This is a genomic window from Acidisoma sp. 7E03 (assembly GCF_054665075.1).
Map to the genome: position 1 here is coordinate 408,599 of NZ_BAAFHE010000001.1, position 17,298 is coordinate 425,896.

At 67.2% G+C, this 17,298-nt stretch carries 15 protein-coding genes and 1 tRNA gene; 6 read left to right on the top strand and 10 right to left on the bottom strand.

Annotation, left to right across the window (positions count from 1 at the left end):
* Positions 1 to 7: 7 nt before the first annotated feature.
* From kdpA to ACYQ6W_RS01980, 4 genes are all read right to left on the bottom strand, one after another.
* Entirely contained in the window at positions 8 to 1,705 is a 1,698-nt protein-coding gene (gene kdpA / locus ACYQ6W_RS01965) for a potassium-transporting ATPase subunit KdpA (protein WP_459673242.1), read from the bottom strand.
* Positions 1,706 to 1,715: 10 nt separating this feature from the next.
* Positions 1,716 to 1,835 (bottom strand): K(+)-transporting ATPase subunit F, encoded by a 120-nt coding sequence (kdpF, locus tag ACYQ6W_RS01970; RefSeq protein ID WP_459673244.1) that lies wholly within the window; start codon positions 1,833 to 1,835, stop codon positions 1,716 to 1,718.
* Positions 1,836 to 2,142: 307 nt separating this feature from the next.
* On the bottom strand, positions 2,143 to 2,325 hold the full coding sequence (locus ACYQ6W_RS01975; protein WP_459673245.1) for a hypothetical protein: 183 nt from the start codon (positions 2,323 to 2,325) through the stop codon (positions 2,143 to 2,145).
* 635 nt (positions 2,326 to 2,960) lie between these two features.
* Positions 2,961 to 3,036: transfer RNA gene (locus tag ACYQ6W_RS01980), tRNA-Glu, on the bottom strand.
* 200 nt (positions 3,037 to 3,236) lie between these two features.
* Between ACYQ6W_RS01980 and ACYQ6W_RS01985 the strand changes: the two genes are divergently transcribed.
* Positions 3,237 to 6,071 (top strand): phosphoenolpyruvate carboxylase, encoded by a 2,835-nt coding sequence (locus tag ACYQ6W_RS01985; protein ID WP_459673246.1) that lies wholly within the window; start codon positions 3,237 to 3,239, stop codon positions 6,069 to 6,071.
* 61 nt (positions 6,072 to 6,132) lie between these two features.
* Here the strand turns inward: ACYQ6W_RS01985 and ACYQ6W_RS01990 are convergent, their stop codons facing one another.
* From ACYQ6W_RS01990 to cysE, 4 genes are read right to left on the bottom strand one after another with little or no spacing between them, the layout of a single operon-like run.
* Positions 6,133 to 6,462 carry a ferredoxin family 2Fe-2S iron-sulfur cluster binding protein gene (locus tag ACYQ6W_RS01990; RefSeq protein WP_459673248.1) on the bottom strand — a complete coding sequence of 110 codons (330 nt, stop codon included), beginning with the start codon at positions 6,460 to 6,462 and terminating at the stop codon, positions 6,133 to 6,135.
* A 36-nt stretch (positions 6,463 to 6,498) separates the two neighbouring features.
* On the bottom strand, positions 6,499 to 7,671 hold the full coding sequence (locus tag ACYQ6W_RS01995) for a cysteine desulfurase family protein (RefSeq protein ID WP_459673249.1): 1,173 nt from the start codon (positions 7,669 to 7,671) through the stop codon (positions 6,499 to 6,501).
* Complete coding sequence (locus ACYQ6W_RS02000; protein ID WP_459673250.1) at positions 7,668 to 8,771, bottom strand: cysteine desulfurase family protein; 1,104 nt, start codon at positions 8,769 to 8,771, stop codon at positions 7,668 to 7,670. The genes ACYQ6W_RS01995 and ACYQ6W_RS02000 overlap by 4 nt, the downstream gene beginning before the upstream one ends.
* Positions 8,771 to 9,448, bottom strand: a complete 678-nt coding sequence (gene cysE / locus ACYQ6W_RS02005) for a serine O-acetyltransferase (protein ID WP_459673251.1) — start codon at positions 9,446 to 9,448, stop codon at positions 8,771 to 8,773. Before cysE ends, ACYQ6W_RS02000 begins: the two co-directional genes overlap by 1 nt.
* Before the next feature lie 360 nt (positions 9,449 to 9,808).
* On the opposite strand from cysE, the gene ACYQ6W_RS02010 reads away from it, so the two are divergent.
* Complete coding sequence (locus ACYQ6W_RS02010; RefSeq protein WP_459673253.1) at positions 9,809 to 10,474, top strand: alpha/beta hydrolase; 666 nt, start codon at positions 9,809 to 9,811, stop codon at positions 10,472 to 10,474.
* Positions 10,475 to 10,569: 95 nt separating this feature from the next.
* Positions 10,570 to 11,265 carry an aspartate/glutamate racemase family protein gene (locus ACYQ6W_RS02015; protein ID WP_459673254.1) on the top strand — a complete coding sequence of 232 codons (696 nt, stop codon included), beginning with the start codon at positions 10,570 to 10,572 and terminating at the stop codon, positions 11,263 to 11,265.
* On the opposite strand, the gene ACYQ6W_RS02020 is transcribed toward ACYQ6W_RS02015, so the two are convergent.
* Both ACYQ6W_RS02020 and ACYQ6W_RS02025 read right to left on the bottom strand, forming a co-directional pair.
* A complete protein-coding gene (locus ACYQ6W_RS02020; protein WP_459673255.1) occupies positions 11,262 to 12,410 on the bottom strand; it encodes an alpha-hydroxy acid oxidase in 1,149 nt (382 codons plus the stop codon). The two genes, ACYQ6W_RS02015 and ACYQ6W_RS02020, sit on opposite strands and share 4 nt — an antisense overlap.
* Positions 12,411 to 12,420: 10 nt before the next feature.
* Positions 12,421 to 13,341, bottom strand: a complete 921-nt coding sequence (locus ACYQ6W_RS02025; protein ID WP_459673256.1) for a LysR substrate-binding domain-containing protein — start codon at positions 13,339 to 13,341, stop codon at positions 12,421 to 12,423.
* Positions 13,342 to 13,758: 417 nt separating this feature from the next.
* Between ACYQ6W_RS02025 and ACYQ6W_RS02030 the strand changes: the two genes are divergently transcribed.
* From ACYQ6W_RS02030 to ACYQ6W_RS02040, 3 genes are read left to right on the top strand one after another with little or no spacing between them, the layout of a single operon-like run.
* Positions 13,759 to 15,423 (top strand): ABC transporter substrate-binding protein, encoded by a 1,665-nt coding sequence (locus ACYQ6W_RS02030; RefSeq protein WP_459673257.1) that lies wholly within the window; start codon positions 13,759 to 13,761, stop codon positions 15,421 to 15,423.
* 23 nt (positions 15,424 to 15,446) lie between these two features.
* On the top strand, positions 15,447 to 16,406 hold the full coding sequence (locus ACYQ6W_RS02035) for an ABC transporter permease (RefSeq protein WP_459673258.1): 960 nt from the start codon (positions 15,447 to 15,449) through the stop codon (positions 16,404 to 16,406).
* Positions 16,403 to 17,293 (top strand): ABC transporter permease, encoded by an 891-nt coding sequence (locus ACYQ6W_RS02040; RefSeq protein ID WP_459673260.1) that lies wholly within the window; start codon positions 16,403 to 16,405, stop codon positions 17,291 to 17,293. Before ACYQ6W_RS02035 ends, ACYQ6W_RS02040 begins: the two co-directional genes overlap by 4 nt.
* Positions 17,294 to 17,298 lie beyond the last annotated feature (5 nt).

The following is a 17,298-nucleotide window of genomic DNA, read 5'->3' on the forward strand; positions in this document are numbered from 1 at the left end:
CGATGTCCTAGAAGGTCTGGCCGGCGAGGAGCGCGAAGTGCTCGGCGATGGGCCCGAGGGCCAAGGCCGGCAGGTATTGCAGCCCGCCCAGGATGAGGATGACGCCGATGAGAAGGCCGATGAAGAGCGGCCCATGCGTCGGGAAGCTTCCCGCGCTTTCAGGCAGTTTCGGCTTGGCCGCGAGCGAGCCCGCGATGGCGAGCACCGGAATGAGATAGGCGAACCGCCCGAGCAGCATGGCGATGCCGAGACCGTAGTCGAGCAACGGCGTATCCGCCGAAAGTCCCGCGAAGGCACTGCCGTTGTTGCCGGTGGCGGATGACCAGGCATAGAGCATTTCGCTCAGCCCATGCGGCCCGGCATTGGCGAGAGAGCTGAGCCCGCTCGCGAGGTTGAGCGAGATCGCCGTGCCGCCGAGGATGCAGACCGGCAGGATGAGGACGGCGAGCATGGCAAGCTTCACCTCCTTCGCCTGCACCTTGCGGCCGAGATATTCCGGCGTGCGCCCGACCATCAGGCCGGCCACGAAGACCGAGAGCAGCGCGAAGACGAGGATGCCGTAGAGGCCGCAACCCACACCGCCCGGCACCACCTCGCCCAGCTGGATGAGGAAGAGCGGGATCATGCCGCCCAAGGGCATGAAGCTGTCATGCATAGCGATGACGGAGCCGTTCGAGGTCGCCGTCGTCGTCACCGCGAAAAGGGAGGAGAGCGCGGTGCCGAAGCGGACTTCCTTGCCTTCCATGTTGCCCATGGAGGGATCGACGCCCAGCGCGGTAAGCAGCGGATTGCCGCCGGCTTCGGCCCAGTAGACGACGACGACGCAGGCGAACAGGATCAGGCTCATGGCAGCGACGAGGGCGAAGCCCTGGCGCTTGTCGCGCACCATGTAGCCAAAGGAGAAGGCAACGGCGAAGGGAAGAACGATCTCCGCCCAGGTTTCGATGACGCAGCTGAGCGGCGTCGGGTTCTCAAAGGGATGGGCGGAATTGGCGTTGAAGAAGCCACCGCCATTGGTGCCAAGCAGCTTGATCGCCTCCTGGAAGGCGACGGGGCCGCGCGCGATGACCTGCTTCACGCCTTCGAGCGTCGTCGCGTCCACCGAGGCGCCGAGGGTCTGCGGCACCCCACAGAGAATGAGCACGGCGGCCAGCACGCAGGAGAGCGGCAGCAGGAGATAGAGCGTCACCCGCGTGATATCGGCCCAGGCATTGCCGAGACTCTGCAGCCGACTACCGGTGAAGGCGCGGGTGACGGCGGCGGCGGCGGCGATGCCGGTTGCAGCCGAGAGGAAGTTGTGGACCGTCAGCCCCCACATCTGGCTGCCATAGGAGAGCTGCGATTCTCCGGCATAGGCCTGCCAGTTGGTGTTGGTGACGAAGCTGATCGCCGTGTTGAAGGCGAGGCGCGGCGACATGCCGGCGATGCCTTGCGGGTTCAGCGGCAGATATTGTTGAAAACGCAACATGAGGTAGAGCAGCGCGAAATGCGCGGCGTTCAGGATGATGAGGGCGGCGGTATAGCCGCGCCAACCCATCTCCTGCTTGGGATCGACGCCTGCCAGGCGGTATAACCCGCCTTCCACGGGTGCGAGCCAGCGCGTGCGACCCGTCAGAATCGCAGCGAGGTACCGCCCGAGCGGCACTGCCGTCGCCAGGATAAGGGCGAGGATGAGAAGGATCTGCAGCCAGCCGGTTCCGGTCATGGCACCCTCCTCAGAAATCTTCCGGGCGCACCAGCGCCCAGACGAGATAGACCATCAGCAACAGCGCGGTGACCGCGCCCAAGATGTCGGCCAGCATGATGCACCTAGATGCGATCGCAGAGCGCGGCATAGGGCAGCATCGCGAGGATGCCGCCCGTGCCGAGCACCAGCAGAAGAATGTCGAGCATGGAGAGGTCTCCGATAGGGAGACCGCAGGCTAGGCGCGTCGGGCGTAAAGGCGCGATGAGGATCGGGGGGCTCCCTCATAAAGGGAGCATAAAGACGAGCGCCGGCCGCCACCTCGGCACGAGAGACCGCGCGTCCGGAGACCGAACCGGATGCCGTGACCCTCTCTCGTGCCGTGGCGGATCAGGAAAAGCGGATGGCTTCCCTGTCAGGGGCCAGAGAAAGCCGCGGGACGGCCATTCTGGCGATGATCACAGATTTAGGCTGTGAACGAGGGTGGCCAGTTCATAGAGCAATGCGTCTGCCCATTGCTCGGCGGTCCACTCGGCGCGCCCCGGTGTCATCGGTACCGAAAGCTGCAGAATGAGCCGGCCGAGCGTGCCGGAGATGGACACGACATGATCTTCTATGCGGTAGGAGAGAAGACGGAACATGTTGATCTTGCAGTCGTTTTGGGGTTTCGAGAAATAGTCCGGAGATTGCCGACCAGTCGGCTGGCATAGCATGGAGGGACAGACACTACGCTATCAGCGACTTCGCTTCGGTATTGGGATTACTGCGAAGGAGGATCAGGCCCGCCGTCTCCTCTGTCCCACTCTCGCAGTTTCATCCAGGCTGTCATTCTTCGACGACTCCTTCCTTGATTGTGCGTTCAAATCAATGCACGCCACCTCTGGCAGGAGACCGCGGCAAAATCTTGTTACAAATTCCCAAACGACTAATGCACGAAAGGAAAATAGTTGCCAGGTCGACTCTGTTACGACACGTTGCGGCGTCGTCGAGATCCTGAGTATGATCTCAAGGAATACCGGCTGCGAGCCGCGACGGCACAAAGCAACACGAGCGCATCGAAGGGCGACGCCGCGATATTGATGCGCGAACGGCGCGAAAGACCCTGATCGGCCAGCTATCGACGAGGAGACCCGCACCTGCGCCGGCGGCTCTCACCATGGGAGGTTCAGTCTGCGTGCGACGGCCGGCCAAGCATGGGAAAGAAGCCGTCGGCCACCGCCGAGGCGGCCCGGCAGCGCCGACTGGTCTGAAGACAGTCTTTGATCTGGAAAGAAAATGGCGTCCCGTAGGGGATTCGAACCCCTGTTACCGCCGTGAGAGGGCGGTGTCCTAGGCCTCTAGACGAACGGGACAGGCCTGGTGCGCAGCACGCTGCGTGGGGCGGGTCTATAATGCGGCCTCCGCCCGAGGGCAAGGGCTTCCCGCAGGCCACCCGGCGCCTCGCCCCGCATGGCAGCCCCTTGGGCGCCCTGGCACAAGAAAATATGCAGGGGACGGGCCCAAAAGTGCAGCAAATCATTGCTCCGCAGCCGCTGCGATGCACAATAGGCGCATGCCAGATCAGCAGCACACCGGCGCCGAGCCGCCACTCACCTCTCCCGTTCCCCAGCATATCGCGGGTCTTGCCGCCGAGCTTCTCGGCGTCATGCAGGAGGCGCTGGCGCGCGGGGCCGAGGACCCCTTCAGCAATCCGGTGATGGCGACGGCGCTCGCGATCTCTCGCCGGATCGACCAGGGCCGGCTCACGGATGCCGATCTCACCGGTCTCGTCTGCTGGCTGCGGGACGAAGCCTATCAACAGCGGGCCGCCCGGATCGCGGATTATGTGGGCCTCACCGGTGGCATCGACGCAGCGGCCGCCATGGCCGAACTCGCCCGCCACCTGGTCCGCCCCGATCCGAACGACAGCGCCATCCCCTTCGCGCAGTTCCGCAAGGCGGTGGAGCGCACGCGCTTCTCGGCGGTCTTCACCGCCCACCCGACCTTTTCCCTTCCCTATCCCGTGGGGGATGCGCTGGCGCGCGCCGCCTCCGGCGAGGCCTCGGCCGCCTGCTTCACCTCGCACCGGCCGACGCCGGTGACGCTGGAGGATGAGTTCAACCAGGCGCACGCCGCCATCGCCCGCGGGCGCGACGCGATCGATACGCTGACCGGCGCGCTCCTGGATGCCGCACGGGAGACCTGGTCGCACCGCTGGCTGGACCTCGCCCCCTGCCCGGTCACGCTGACCAGCTGGGTCGGCTATGACACCGATGGGCGCACCGACATCGGCTGGTGGGATACGCTGCGGCTGCGGCTCCGCATGAAGCTCTATCAGTTGCAGCGGCTGGAAGCGCAGCTCGCGCCCCTGCCCGCAGCCGGTGCCATCCATGCGCGCGTTCTCGCCGCCATCGCCGCCGTCGAGGAGCAGATCGCCGCCGCACCCGAGAGCGGAACGGATGTCGCGGCCGTCGGCGCCTTCGGCCGCGCGCTGGTCGATCTGCACGAGGCGGCGCTGACCACGCCGGCCCCACTCCTCGCCCTCTTCCCGGCCGCCCTTGCCCAGGCGGAGGAGAGCGAACAGCGCGCCCTGCTCGTCGCCCGGGCCGGCCTCGTCTCCCACAATCTCGGCCTGGCCCACACGCATGTCCGGCTGAATTCAGCCCAGCTCCACAATGCGGCCCGCCAGCGCCTCGGCCTCGCCGATCCGCCGGCCGATGCCTCGCGCCGGCGCATCCTGCTCGCGGCGATCAATGCCGCCCTCGACACGGTGAAGCCCGAGCCCATCAATTTCGGCACGCTGATGGCCGAGCAGGCCTCTGCCGCGCGGCTGATGATGACGGTCGCGCAGATGGTGAAGCACGTCGATGCGGCGAGCCCGGTGCGCTTCCTCATCGCCGAGACCGAAACCGGCTACACGTTGCTGACGGCGCTCTATTTCGCCAAGCTCTTCGGCATCGACGACAAGATCGAGATCAGCCCGCTCTTCGAAACGGCCGAGGCGCTGTCCCAGGGCAACCGCATCATCGAAGAAGCGCTGCGCAGCCCACACTATCGGGCCTATCTGCGCCGCACCGGCAAGCTCGCGGTCCAGTTCGGCTATTCCGATTCCGGCCGATATGTCGGCCAGATCGCCGCGACCTATCTGATCGAGCGGCTGCGCATGAAGATCGCCGAGGCGATGACGAAGCATGGCCTGACGGATGTCGAGATCGTGCTCTTCGACACGCATGGCGAAAGCATTGGGCGCGGCGCGCATCCGGGTTCGCTCGCCGAGCGTCTCGCCTATCTCTCGCCCGCCGCCGGGCGCCGCGCCTTCACGGCCGCCGGCATCGCCTATCGCGAGGAGAGCGCCTTCCAGGGCGGAGACGGCTACCTGCTCTTCGGCACGCCCCAGCTCGCCGCCGCCACCGTGCAGCGCATCGCCGAATTCGCCCTCGGCAGCCCCGAGGAAGGCGAAGACCCAATCTACCAGGACCCGGATTTCGCCGCAGATTTCTTCGCGACGATCCGCAGCAGCATGGAAGAGCTGGTGGAGGACCCGGGTTATGCCGCCATGCTCGGCACCTTCGGCCCGGCACTGATCGACCGCACCGGCTCCCGCCCCGCGGCGCGGCAGAGCGACAGCTCAGGCGGGCCTGCCATCATCAGCCATCCGCGCGAGCTGCGCGCCATACCGAACAATGCGATCCTGCAACAGCTCGGCTGGTGCGCGAATACGCTGCAAGGCCTGGGCCTCGCCGCCAGCCGCAACCCGGATGCAGTGAGCGAACTGCGCCGCACCAGCCCGCGCTTCCGCCGCGCCATGGATTTCGCCTCGCACGCCATGCGGCATTCGCATCTCGACGTGCTGCGCGCCGTCGTGGAAACGCTGGACCCCGGCACCTGGCTGGACCGTGCCGGCCACAGCAGCATCCCGGGCCGACGCGAAGCCTTGACGGCGGTCGCGACCGGCCTGGAACAGCTCGGCATCTGGTCCAACGTGCGAGCCATGTTCCGCCGCGTCCATGCCGATCATCTCGCGCTGCGCGCCGCTTGGGCCGATGCGCCGCAGATGAGCGAACGGGAGCTGCTGCTGCATGCGCTGCGCCTCGCCGCCATCCATCGCATCTGGATTCTGACGGCGATGATTCCGGATTTCGCGCCGCGCCTCGGCGTCATGCGCAGCGGCTTGCAGCAGCGACTGCTGCGGCTGGACGTGCCGGCAGCCTTGCAGACCCTGGGCCGCATCTTCCCAAGCGCGCCGGACGATACCGCGGGCACGGATTTCGGCGAACCCGGCACCTCCCCCAACAGCCTCGGCTATGGCCGGGAACATGCCGAGATCTTCACGCCGATCGCTCGCTACTTCTCCCTCGTGCGCGAAATCTCGACCGCCATCTGCCACGAGGTCGGCGCCTTCGGCTAACGAAAAACCCCCGCCTCTCTTGCGAGACGCGGGGTTTTTTCAGCTCAATGGCCTGATCCGCTCAGCCCTGGGCGTTGCGCGTGCCGGCCGGCAGCCTCACCACGAGACCGTCCAGGCTCTCGTCGATGACGATCTGGCAGCCGAGGCGCGAGGTCTCTTCCAGCCCGAAAGCGAGATCGAGCATGTCCTCCTCGTCTTCCGAGGGGGTGCTGAGCTTGTCGAACCACTCCGGGTCGATGATCACGTGGCAGGTCGAGCAGGCGAGCGATCCCTCGCAGGCACCCTCCAGATCGACGCCGTGCTTGTGGGCCACTTCGAGCACGGAGAGGCCCAGGGGGGCATCCACCTCGCGCCGGGTCCCGTCACGTTCCACGAAGGTCATCTTCGGCATGCAGCTATCCTCTGGTCCGGACTGCCTGAAGCGCCATCACGCAGCGTCGGGCCGGTCCGCCGCCGCACGATGGGCGGCCGCGCTGAGCAGGCGGGCCGCCGTTTCGATGTCGGCCTGGGAGGTAGAACGTCCCAATCCGATGCGCAAGCTGCGCCGCGCCTCGGCAGGCGAGAGGCCGAGAGCGGTCAGCACGTGGCTGGCGCCTACCGCGCCATCCGGGCCCGAGGTGCAGGCCGAACTGGAGGAGAGGCAGAGATCGGGCGCGGCCGCCAGGATGGCGGCGCTGGTGGCTATGGGAAAGGTCAGGTTGAGGTTGCCTGCCACCCGATGCAGCGGATCGCCGTTCAAGCGCAGGCCCGGCACCGCCTGGCGCAGCCGCTCAAGAAGCTCCGCCGAAAGCGCGGCGAGCCGCTGGCTGTCTGCCGCCCCTTCGGCGGCTGCGATCCGCGCGGCCTCCCCCATGGCGACGGCGAGCGGCACCGGCAGCGTGCCGGACCGCAGACCCCGCTCCTGCCCGCCGCCTTCGACCAGCGGGCTGATGCGCATGCGCGGCCGACGCCGCAGATAGAGCGCGCCGATCCCCTTGGGCCCATACATCTTGTGTGCGGACAACGAGAGAAGATCGGCGCCTATGGCGGAGACGTCGATCACGATCCGCCCGGCTGCCTGCGCGGCATCGACATGAAAGGCGGCACCGGCCGCCTTCACCATCCGCCCCAGCGCCGGCAGATCCTGCATCACACCGATTTCGTTGTTCACCGCCATGATGGAGACGAGCAGCGTCGGCGTGGCGAGCGCCTCTTCGAGTACTCCCGGATCGAGCAGCCCATTCCCCTGCACCGGCAGGATGACGGGCTCGAAGCCTTCCTTGCTCAGGGCGACGACCGGGTCGAGCACCGCGTGATGCTCGGTCGCCAGGGTGATCACCCGGCGGCGACGGTCCCCCAGCGTCTTCGCGAAGCGCGCGGCGCCGAGGATTGCCAGATTGTTCGACTCGGTGGCGCCCGAGGTGAAAAGGATCTCCGAGGGTTCGGCGCCAATGAGCGCGGCGATGGCGGCGCGCGCCTCGGCAACCGCCGCTTCGGCCTCCCGCCCCATGGCATGTTCGACACTGCCGGCATTGCCGAAGCGCTCGGTGAACCAGGGCAGCATGGCGGCGAGGACCCGCGGGTCACAGGGCGTCGTCGCGTGGTGATCCAGGTAGATCATGCGGCGTTCCGGCTCATCCGGGCGGCCATGGCGGCATAGGCACGGGCAAAGGCGTCCACCGCCTCTGCCCGGGCATTCCACGGCAAGGAGACGCGAATCGCCTCGCCCGCTGCCTCGCCGAAGCCCATCGCCTCCAGCACATGGCTGCGCGCGACCTTGCCGGATGAGCACGCAGAGCCGGCAGAGACGGCGATTCCGGCGAGATCGAGGGCGATCACCTGGGATTCGGCGCGGGCGCCGGGCAGCAGCAGGCAGGTGGTGTTCGGCAGACGAGGCGCCCCCGCGCCGACCACATGCGCGCCGCAGGCCTGCGCCGCCGTTTCGATCGCATCGCGCAGGCTGGCGAGGTGGGTGGCATCCTCTGGTCGGCTCACCGCGGCGGCGGCGGCGAAGCCGGCGATGGCCGGTAGGGCATGGGTACCGCCACGACGACCGCGTTCCTGCCCGCCACCCGCGACGAGCGGGGCGAGACGATCGGCCGCCTCCGCCGTCAGCAATAGCGCGCCCACCCCGGGCGGCCCGCCGAGCTTGTGGCCGGACAGGCTGATCGCATCCGCGCCGATCTCCGCGAGAGAGACCGCGAGCCGCCCCGCCCCCTGCACGGCATCGACGTGGAACAGGGCGCCCGCCGCATGGCAAAGGCGCGCGATCTCGGCCACGGGCTGCACCGTCCCGGTCTCGTTATTGGCGAGCATGACGGAGACGAGGGCCGGTCCTTCGGCCAGCATCCGCTCCAGCACCTCGAGCCTGATCACACCCGCGGCGTCGACCGGAAGGATGCCGGCGTCGAGGCCCGCGGCGGCGATCACCGCGGGATGTTCGGTGGCGCCGCGCAGGATGCGCCGGCCCTGAGACAGACCATGGATCGCCAAGGCGTCGGCTTCGGTTCCGCCTGCGGTGAAGACGAGGTTGCGCGCCACGCCGCCGAAGCGCGCGGCGATCACCTCCCGCGCATCTTCCAGAATCCGCCGGGCCGCGCGCCCCTCGCCATGGATGGAGGAGGGATTGCCCGTAACCTCCATGGCCGCCAGCATCGCCGCACGCGCCTCCGGCCGCAGCGGCTCGGTGGCATTGGCATCGAGATAGAAGCGTGCCGCCATCACTCCGCCGCCGTGCGGCTCTCCCTGGCACGGCCAAGCTGCGCCACCCGGCCTTCCAGCTCCGCCAGTTCGGCGCGCAGGCTCTCGATGTCCTTGAACAGCGGGTCCACCGACATTTCCGAGCAGGGCGTGCCATAGGCGTCGAAGCAGGGGTCGCGGCGCGTGCGGTCCAGCGGATTGGCGGGAGCGGCGACCATCGTGGTGCCCGCCGGCACGGGCTTGATGACGAGGGCATTGGCGCCGATGCGCGCGCCGTCACCCACCGTGATGGCGCCCAGCACCTTGGCGCCGGCGCCAATGATCACGTTGTTGCCGATCGTCGGGTGCCGCTTGCCGTGGCTAAGGCTGGTGCCGCCCAGCGTCACCTGGTGATACAAGGTCACGTCGTCGCCGATTTCCGCGGTTTCGCCGATCACCAGGCCCATGCCGTGGTCAATGACCAGCCGGCGCCCGAGCGTCGCCCCGGGATGGATCTCGATCCCGGTGAAGAAGCGGCCAAGATGGGCGACGAAGCGTGCGAGACCCCAGGCGCGGCGACGCCACAGGCGGTTGGCCAGCCGGTGCCAGAGCACGGCGTGCAGGCCGGGGTAGGAGAAGAAAACCTCGAGGGAAGAACGGGCCGCAGGGTCCCTTTCTCGATAGGCCTGGATGCTTTCGCGAAGAAACATAAAGGCCATGCGACATTTCCATATGAAACCGGCACCTTACCGACCTATTATCATACCCGTCCTCGACAGAAGAAAGGCTTTGCCGGGGCGGCTGCTATCCATTGATGCCTTCCTCCGCTCCCCGCTGTCATGCCTGGGCGGTGCTAGTCTCGCGTGCTGCTCCAGGTCGGGCCCTCGCAACTCAGCCTCTTCGGAGACTGCCGCTGCCATCCAATGGGGCGGCCTGCTGGGTTTTCGGCTCTGAATGTCGGGGCGCGGGACGGAGTGGAAGGCAGAGCCGCCGTTCGGCCGCTGTCGGGGGGACGAGCCTTGGACGGTTACCCGGTTCGCCGGGGAACCCAATCGCTATGAAAATAGGTTTAGAGCGCCATGCCTGAAGTGATGTTCGCCGGCCCCGACGGTCGTTTGGAAGGCCGCTACCACCACAGCAAGGAGACGGGCGCCCCGCTCGCCCTCGTGCTGCACCCGCACCCCCTGCATGGGGGGACCATGAACAACCGCATCACCTATGTGATGTTCCAGGCTTTCCAGCGTCTCGGCTTCTCGGTGATGCGCTTCAACTTCCGCGGCGTCGGCCGCAGCCAGGGCCGCTATGACGGCGGCATCGGCGAAATCAGTGATGCGGCGGGCGCGCTCGACTGGATGCAGTCGGTCAATCCCAATTCCTCCGGCCTGTGGATCGCGGGCTATTCCTTCGGTGCCTTCGTCGGCATGCAGCTGCTCATGCGCCGCCCGGAGATTTCCGGCTGGATCAGCGTGGCCCCGCCGGCGACGCATTACGACTTCGGCTTCCTCGCCCCCTGCCCGACCGGCGGGCTGATGATCCATGGCGATGCCGACGAAATGGTCGCCGAGCCCGGCGTGCGCAAGCTGGTCGACAAGCTCAACACCCAGAAGGGCGTCTCGATCGATTATCGCGTCTATGAGGGCGCGGACCACGTGATGGCGAATTACGCGGACCGGATCGGCGAGGACGTGGAGGGCTATGTGCGCCAGAGCATGGCGCGCAAGCAGATGGCGCTGGCCGCCGACTGAAACCGCTGGCCTCCGGGTTCAGCTCAAAAACCGGGCGCCCTCTGCGGGCGCTCGGTTTTTTTGTGCCTGCAGCCCGGCTGGGCTAGCCTCGTGCCATGAAGATGATCGGGCTGATCGGCGGCATGAGCTGGGAAAGCTCCGCCGAATATTATCGCATCCTCAATCAGGGGGTGCGCGCGCGACGCGGCCCCACGGCGTCCGCCCGCTGCCTCCTCTGGTCCTTTGACTTTGCGGAGATCGAGCGGCTGCAGCATGCAGGGGATTGGCCGGGCCTCGAATCGCGCATGGTGGAAGCCGCCCGTGCGCTGGAGCGCGCCGGCGCCGAGGTCCTGCTGATCTGCACCAATACGATGCACCGCATGGCCGATCAGGTTCAGGCAGCGGTCCCCATCCCGCTGCTGCACATCGTCGACCCGACTGCTGCGGCGATCCGTCAGGCAGGCTTCCGCCGCGTCGCCCTGCTCGGCACCGCCTACACCATGGAGCAGGATTTCTACAGAGGCCGGCTCGCGCACCAGCACGGGCTCGACGTGCTGGTGCCGGAGGCGGAAGACCGCGCCGCGGTCCACCGCATCATCTACGAGGAATTGGTGGCAGGCATCGTCCGGGACGATTCGCGGGCGGTCTATCGCACCATCATCGCCCGTCTCGTCGCCCGCGGCGCGGAAGCCGTCATCCTCGGCTGCACCGAGATCATGCTGCTGGTCCGCCCTGAGGATAGCGCCGTGCCGCTTTTCGACACGACGGCCCTCCACGCCGAAGCAGCCATCGCCGCCGCCCTCAGCGACTAGGCGGCAGCCACCGCCTCGCGCCCCAGGGCGCGCAGTTCGGCGACGCTCGCGATGCCCATCAGGGCCAGCGTAGCCTCCAGTTCCCCCGCGATCAGCGCAATCGCCCGGGCGGCGCCTGCCTCGCCATCGGCGGCGATGCCCCAGGCCTGAGGGCGACCCAGCGAGACGGCAGAGGCGCCGAAGGCCAGCGCCATCGCCACATGGGCGCCGCGCCGGAAGCCGCCATCCACCAGCACGTCGATCCGCCCCGCCACCACGTCGGCGACGGCCGGCAGTGCGGTGATGGTGGAGGCGGCATGATCGAGCTGGCGGCCACCATGGTTGGAGACGACGACGCCGTCGGCGCCGCAATCGATCGCGCGCTGCGCGTCCTCCGCCTCCAGAATTCCCTTGATCACCAGCTTGCGTGGCCAGCGGCGGCGCAGCCAGTCGACATCGGCCCAGGAGAGCGCGGGGTCGATCTGCCGGGCCAGATTGCCGGCCTGTTCCATCACGCCCCGGCCGTAACCGGCGGCCCGGGCGTGCCCCACCTCGGGCATCCCGTCGGCGATCATCGCGCGGCACCAGGCAGGCCGGCCCAGCATGTTGAGCCACTGGCCGAGGGTGGGCCGTGTCAGGTTGCGGAAGCCGTTGCGCACGTCGCGCTCGCGCGCTGGCGTCACCGCCGTATCGACGGTGAGGAACAGGGCCTCCGCCCCCGCCGCCTCGGCGCGCGCGATCAGCGCTTCCGTCATCCCACGATCCTGCAGCACGTAGAGCTGGGAATAGAGCGTCGTCTGCGGCGCTGCCCGCGCTACCGCATCGATCGGGCAGATGGCAAAGGCGGAGATGCAGGAGGGAATGCCCGCGGCCCCGGCCGCGCGTGCTGCCGCCGCCTCGCCCTGGCGTGCCAGCATGCCGAGGAAGCCGACCGGCCCCAGCATCAACGGCAGGCCATGGCGCCGGCCGAGGAACTCCGTCGTCAGATCCCGCTGGGCGACGTTGCGCAACACCCGCTGGCGCAGGCGGAACCGCGCGAACTCCGCCTCGTTCGCGGCGAGCGTCACTTCGGCATTGGCGCCGCCGTCCACGTAATCGAAGAAAATGCGGGGAATGCGGCGGCGCGCGATGGCGCGCAGGTCGCCGATGGTCTGGGCGGTCTTCATGCGCTGCGGCTCAGGCGGCTTTGCGGATCGCGCGGCCGAGCCGCGCGATCATCCAGGAGCGAAAGAGACTGATCACGGGGTCGCCCAGATCCTCGGAATGGAAGGTGAGGTAATAGCCATAGCCGTCCTCCGCCGTCACGCCATAGGGGGCGACGAGACGGCCAGCGGCAAGTTCGGCTGCGAACATCACGGTATCCGCCAGCACCACGCCCTGGCCCGCCATGGCATATTGGGCGGCCAGGGTGACCGTATCGAAGGCCATGCCGCGCCGCGTTTCCAACGCGAAGCCCTGGGCCCGTGCGAAATGGGCCCAAGGGGCGCCGATCGGCTCTCCCGGCAGCTTCACGTGCAGCAGTTCCTGGCCCGCGAGAAACTGCGGGAGGTCCTGCCCGGCAGCGGCGGCCGCCACCGCGGGCGCGCAGACCGGGGCGACCTGCACCGTCCACAACAGGTCGCGCACCGTATTCCCGCCTTGCGGCCGGTCATAGACCACGGCGACGTCCACCTCCCCAGGCGGCAGGCCCGTGCCGAGGCTGGTCGAGACGTCGATCAGGATGTCGGGGAATTCGCGCCGGAAATCGCTCAGGATCGGCAGAGCCACCTGGTGCAGGAAGGAGGGCGGCATGTGCAGACGCAGCCGCCGCTGATGGCCCGTCTCCTCCTGCAGGATGTCGTTCATCACCTCTTCGAGGCGATCGAAGGATTTCTGCACCACGGGCAGCAGCGCGGCACCGGCGGGGGTCAAGGCTAGGCCCGAGGGGCGGCGCTCCAGCAGGGGGCGGCCCAGCAGATCCTCGAGCGAGGCGACGTGGCGGCTCAGCGCACTCTGGGTCACTTGCAGGCGCTGCGCCCCCCCGGTGAAGCTCAGCTGACGGCCAACCGCTTCGAAGGCGCGCAGCGCGTTCAGCGGCAGCCATCTGCGGTCGATCACGGCCATCCCATCTCACCCATTCTCACGCGGCAGCAGGCTCGGCGCAGATGCACCGCGCCGCCTCTATTGTCTAGGCAATTGCTGCCGAGACAGGCACGCGCCGCCCACCCTCGCGGCACTTACCCTGCCGCTGCCCTGAAAACGCCCATCTCCCTCCTGGCATCATCCTTGCTGATACGGGACCCATGGTCCTCGTGACGCCGGTGAGCGATCCGGAACAACGATGCGGGACAGTGGCGAGACAGATCATTTTCACCTTCTTGCAAGGGAGAGCATAGCCACGAATTGACAGGCGCGGCATTTCGCGCCGTGATGCCATACCCAAAGCGCATAGCGCGATTTCGATTTGTTGCCTGCTGATCATTCCGCATTCATTCAGCCCGCGCCGCCCTTGGCGGCCCCCACGATGAGGATGCCATGTCCAAGCGCGATCACTTCATCTCCCGCATTCGCCGCAACCTGTCCGAGGCCGAGAACGACCTCATGGACAATGCGCTGGCGGGCCATATCGACCGCCGCGGCTTCCTCGTCCACGGCTCGCGCCTCGGCCTGTCCCTGCCGCTGCTGGGCAGCCTCGCCGGGGCCATGGGCATGGCGGCTCCCCGTGTCGCCCGCGCCGCGGGCACCACGGGCGGCACGCTGCGCATTGCAATGACGGTGCCGGCCGGCGCGATCGACCCCGTGACCATCGCCGACGACGGCGGACTGATGGTGATGATGCAGACGGCCGAATATCTCTGCGCGCTCAACCCAGATTTCACGCTGCGCCCCGTGCTCGCCACCAGCTGGTCGCCCAATCAGGATGGCTCGGTCTGGACCTTCAAGATCCGGCAGGGCGTGAAGTTCTCCAATGGCGAGCCGCTGAATGCCGACGCCGTGGTGGCCAGCGTCGAAAGACTGGTCAACCCTAAGAACGGATCGAACGCGCTGTCCGCCTTCAAGGGTGTGCTCTCACCCGGCAGCTCGAAGAAGATCGACGACTATACGGTGGAGTTCCACCTCGACAGCCCGAGCGGCAACTTCCCCTACACCCTGTCCTCCGACAACTACAACCTCGTCATGCTGCCGGCGAACTACACTGGCGATTTCGAGAAGACCTTCATCGGCACCGGTCCCTTCAAGATCGAGAAATACATCCCGAAGGTCGGCTGCTCCTTCGTCCGCAACGAAGACTACTGGGGCCCGAAGGCTCTGCTGGACCGGGTCGAGTTCACCTTCTATGGCGACATGCAGCCGCAGGTGCTGGCGTTGCAGGGCGGCCAGGTGGACATGCTGGCGCAGATGCCCGTCGCCGCCGGTCGCGCCATTCTGCACAATCCGCAGTTCAACATCATCCGCTGCAAGTCGACCGCGCATAACCAGGTGCACATGAACTGCGCCGATGGCCCCTTCAAGGACAAGCGCGTGCGCCAAGCCTTGGCCCTGTCGCTGAATCGCAAGGCGCTGATCAAGGGCCTCTATCAGGGCTATGCCGATATCGGCAATGACAGCCCCTTCGCGCCCGCCTTCCCCTCCACCGACACCAGCGTGCCGCAACGCGAGCAGGATCTGAAGAAGGCGCGCGCGCTGCTGGAACAGGCGGGCGTGGGCAAGGGCTTCTCCGTCACCCTCACCACCGAACAGTTCCTCGAAATCCCCGACTACGCCGTGCTCATCCAGAGCTTTGCCAAGAAGATCGGCATCGACATCAAGCTGCACATCGAAAGCCAGGATGCCTATTACGGCAAGGCCGTGCCCGGCCAGTCGGACTGGCTGGATAGCCCGCTCGGCATCACCGATTACGGCAATCGCGGCGTGCCCAACGTCTTCCTCAACGCGCCACTGACGAGTGACGGCACCTGGAACGCCGCACACTTCAAGAACCCGACCTATGACGGGCTGGTGAAGGACTACGTCAAGGCGCTGGATCTCTCCGGCCAGAAGGCCGTCTCCGGCAAGATCGAAAGCCTGCTGCTCGACGAGACGCCGATCATCTTCGGCTATTTCTACAACTATCTGTACGCCACCTCGAAGGCGGTGTCCGGCGTGCCGGCGGTGGGTGACCGGCCCTTCCTGCAATACGTCAGCATCGCCCAGAGCTGATAGGGACGGGAGACGACCGCCGCATGGGCTTCACCCGCGCACTTCTCTACCGGCTCGCGCTCGCGGTCGTCACCCTCCTGCTGCTCAGCCTGATCGTCTTCGCGGGCTGTCAGATCCTGCCCGGCGATGTCGGGCGTGCCATCCTCGGCCCCTTCGCGGATGCGCGCTCCGTCGCTCAGTTGAACCATCAACTGGGCGTCGACCGGCCGCTCGCCGTGCAGTACTGGAGCTGGATCAGCGGCATGGTGCAGGGCCAGATGGGCATGTCCTACACCTACCGTGCCCCAGTCGCCCCCTTCGTCGGCCATGCCCTGGTCAACTCGCTGAAGCTTGCCGCCCTCGCCTTTCTTCTCGTCGTCCCGGCGGGCATCGTGGGCGGCATCATCGCGGCACTCCGCGCCGGCGGCTGGATCGACCGGGCGATCGTGATCGCCGGGCTCTCCGCGACGGTGGTGCCGGAATTCGTCTCCGGCATCGTCCTCATCATGCTGTTTTCGATCCTGCTGCACCTGTTCCCGCTGACCGCGACAGCGCCCCGACATGCCGGCTTCTTCGAGCAGATCTATTACCTGCTGATGCCGTCCATCCCTCTGGTGCTCATTCTCTTCGGCTATATCGCGCGCATGGCGCGGGCCGGGATGATAGAGGCACTGAACGCGGACTACACGCGCACCGCGGTGCTCAAGGGCCTCACGCGGCGGCAGGTGATCTGGCGCCACGTGCTGCGCAACGCCCTGCTGCCTACCATCACCGTCATCGCGACGCAGACCGGCTATCTGATCGGCGGACTCGTCGTCGTCGAGACGCTGTTCAACTACCACGGCATCGGCAGCCTCATCTTCGCCGCCGCCAAGGCGAAGGATTTCCCCATGCTCGCTGCCGGTATCCTCGTCATCGGCGCGGTCTACGTCCTCGCCAATCTGGTCGCCGATCTCCTCTATTCCGCGCTGAACCCCCGCATCTCCTTCGGAGGCCGCCGATGAGCGCACCCGCCGGCGCCGCCGTGACGGCGGAGACGGAGACGGCGCTGGAAACGCCCCGCCACATCCGGCGCGAGCGCCTGCGGCTGCTCGCCCGCAACCTTCCCTTCCTCTGCGGCAGCCTCATCCTGCTCTTCTGGATCGTGATGGCGATCGCGGGCCCGTGGATCGTGCCTTACGGCGCGGATGATACCGACCTGCTCAACACGCTGACGCCCCCGGCCGCCGACCACTGGTTCGGCACCGACCAATACGGGCGGGACATTTTCTCGCGTGTCATCATGGGCGCGCGCGACATCCTGATCGTCGCCCCCCTCGCGACCCTGCTCGGCACCGTCGTCGGCACCGTCCTCGGCCTCGTCACCGGCTATGCGCGGGGACTGACGGACGACGTGGTGAGCCGCATCGTGGATGCCTTCCTGGCACTCCCGCTGCTCATCCTCGCCATGCTGGTGATCACCGCGCTCGGCATCTCCAACACCACGGTGATCGTCGTCATCGGCCTGTCCTTCGGCCTCATCGTAGGCCGCACCGTACGCGCCGCCGTGCTCGGCGAACGGGATCTCGACTATGTCGCCGCCGCCCATCTGCGCGGCGAGAAGCCGATCTACATCCTGTTCGTGGAGATCCTGCCCAACGTCATGCCGCCGATCCTGGTCGAGACCACGGTACGCCTCGGCTACGCCATCTTCACCGTGGCCTCCTTGAGCTTCCTCGGCCTCGGCATCCAGCCGCCCTCGCCCGATTGGGGCCTCTCCATTTCGCAGAACTACAGCCTGATCGGCGCCGGCTATTGGTGGACGGTGCTGTTCTACGCCCTCGCCATCGGCAGCCTCGTCGTCGGCGTCAATCTCGCGGCCGAAGGCACGCAGGCGGTGCTCGATGCCTGAGGGAC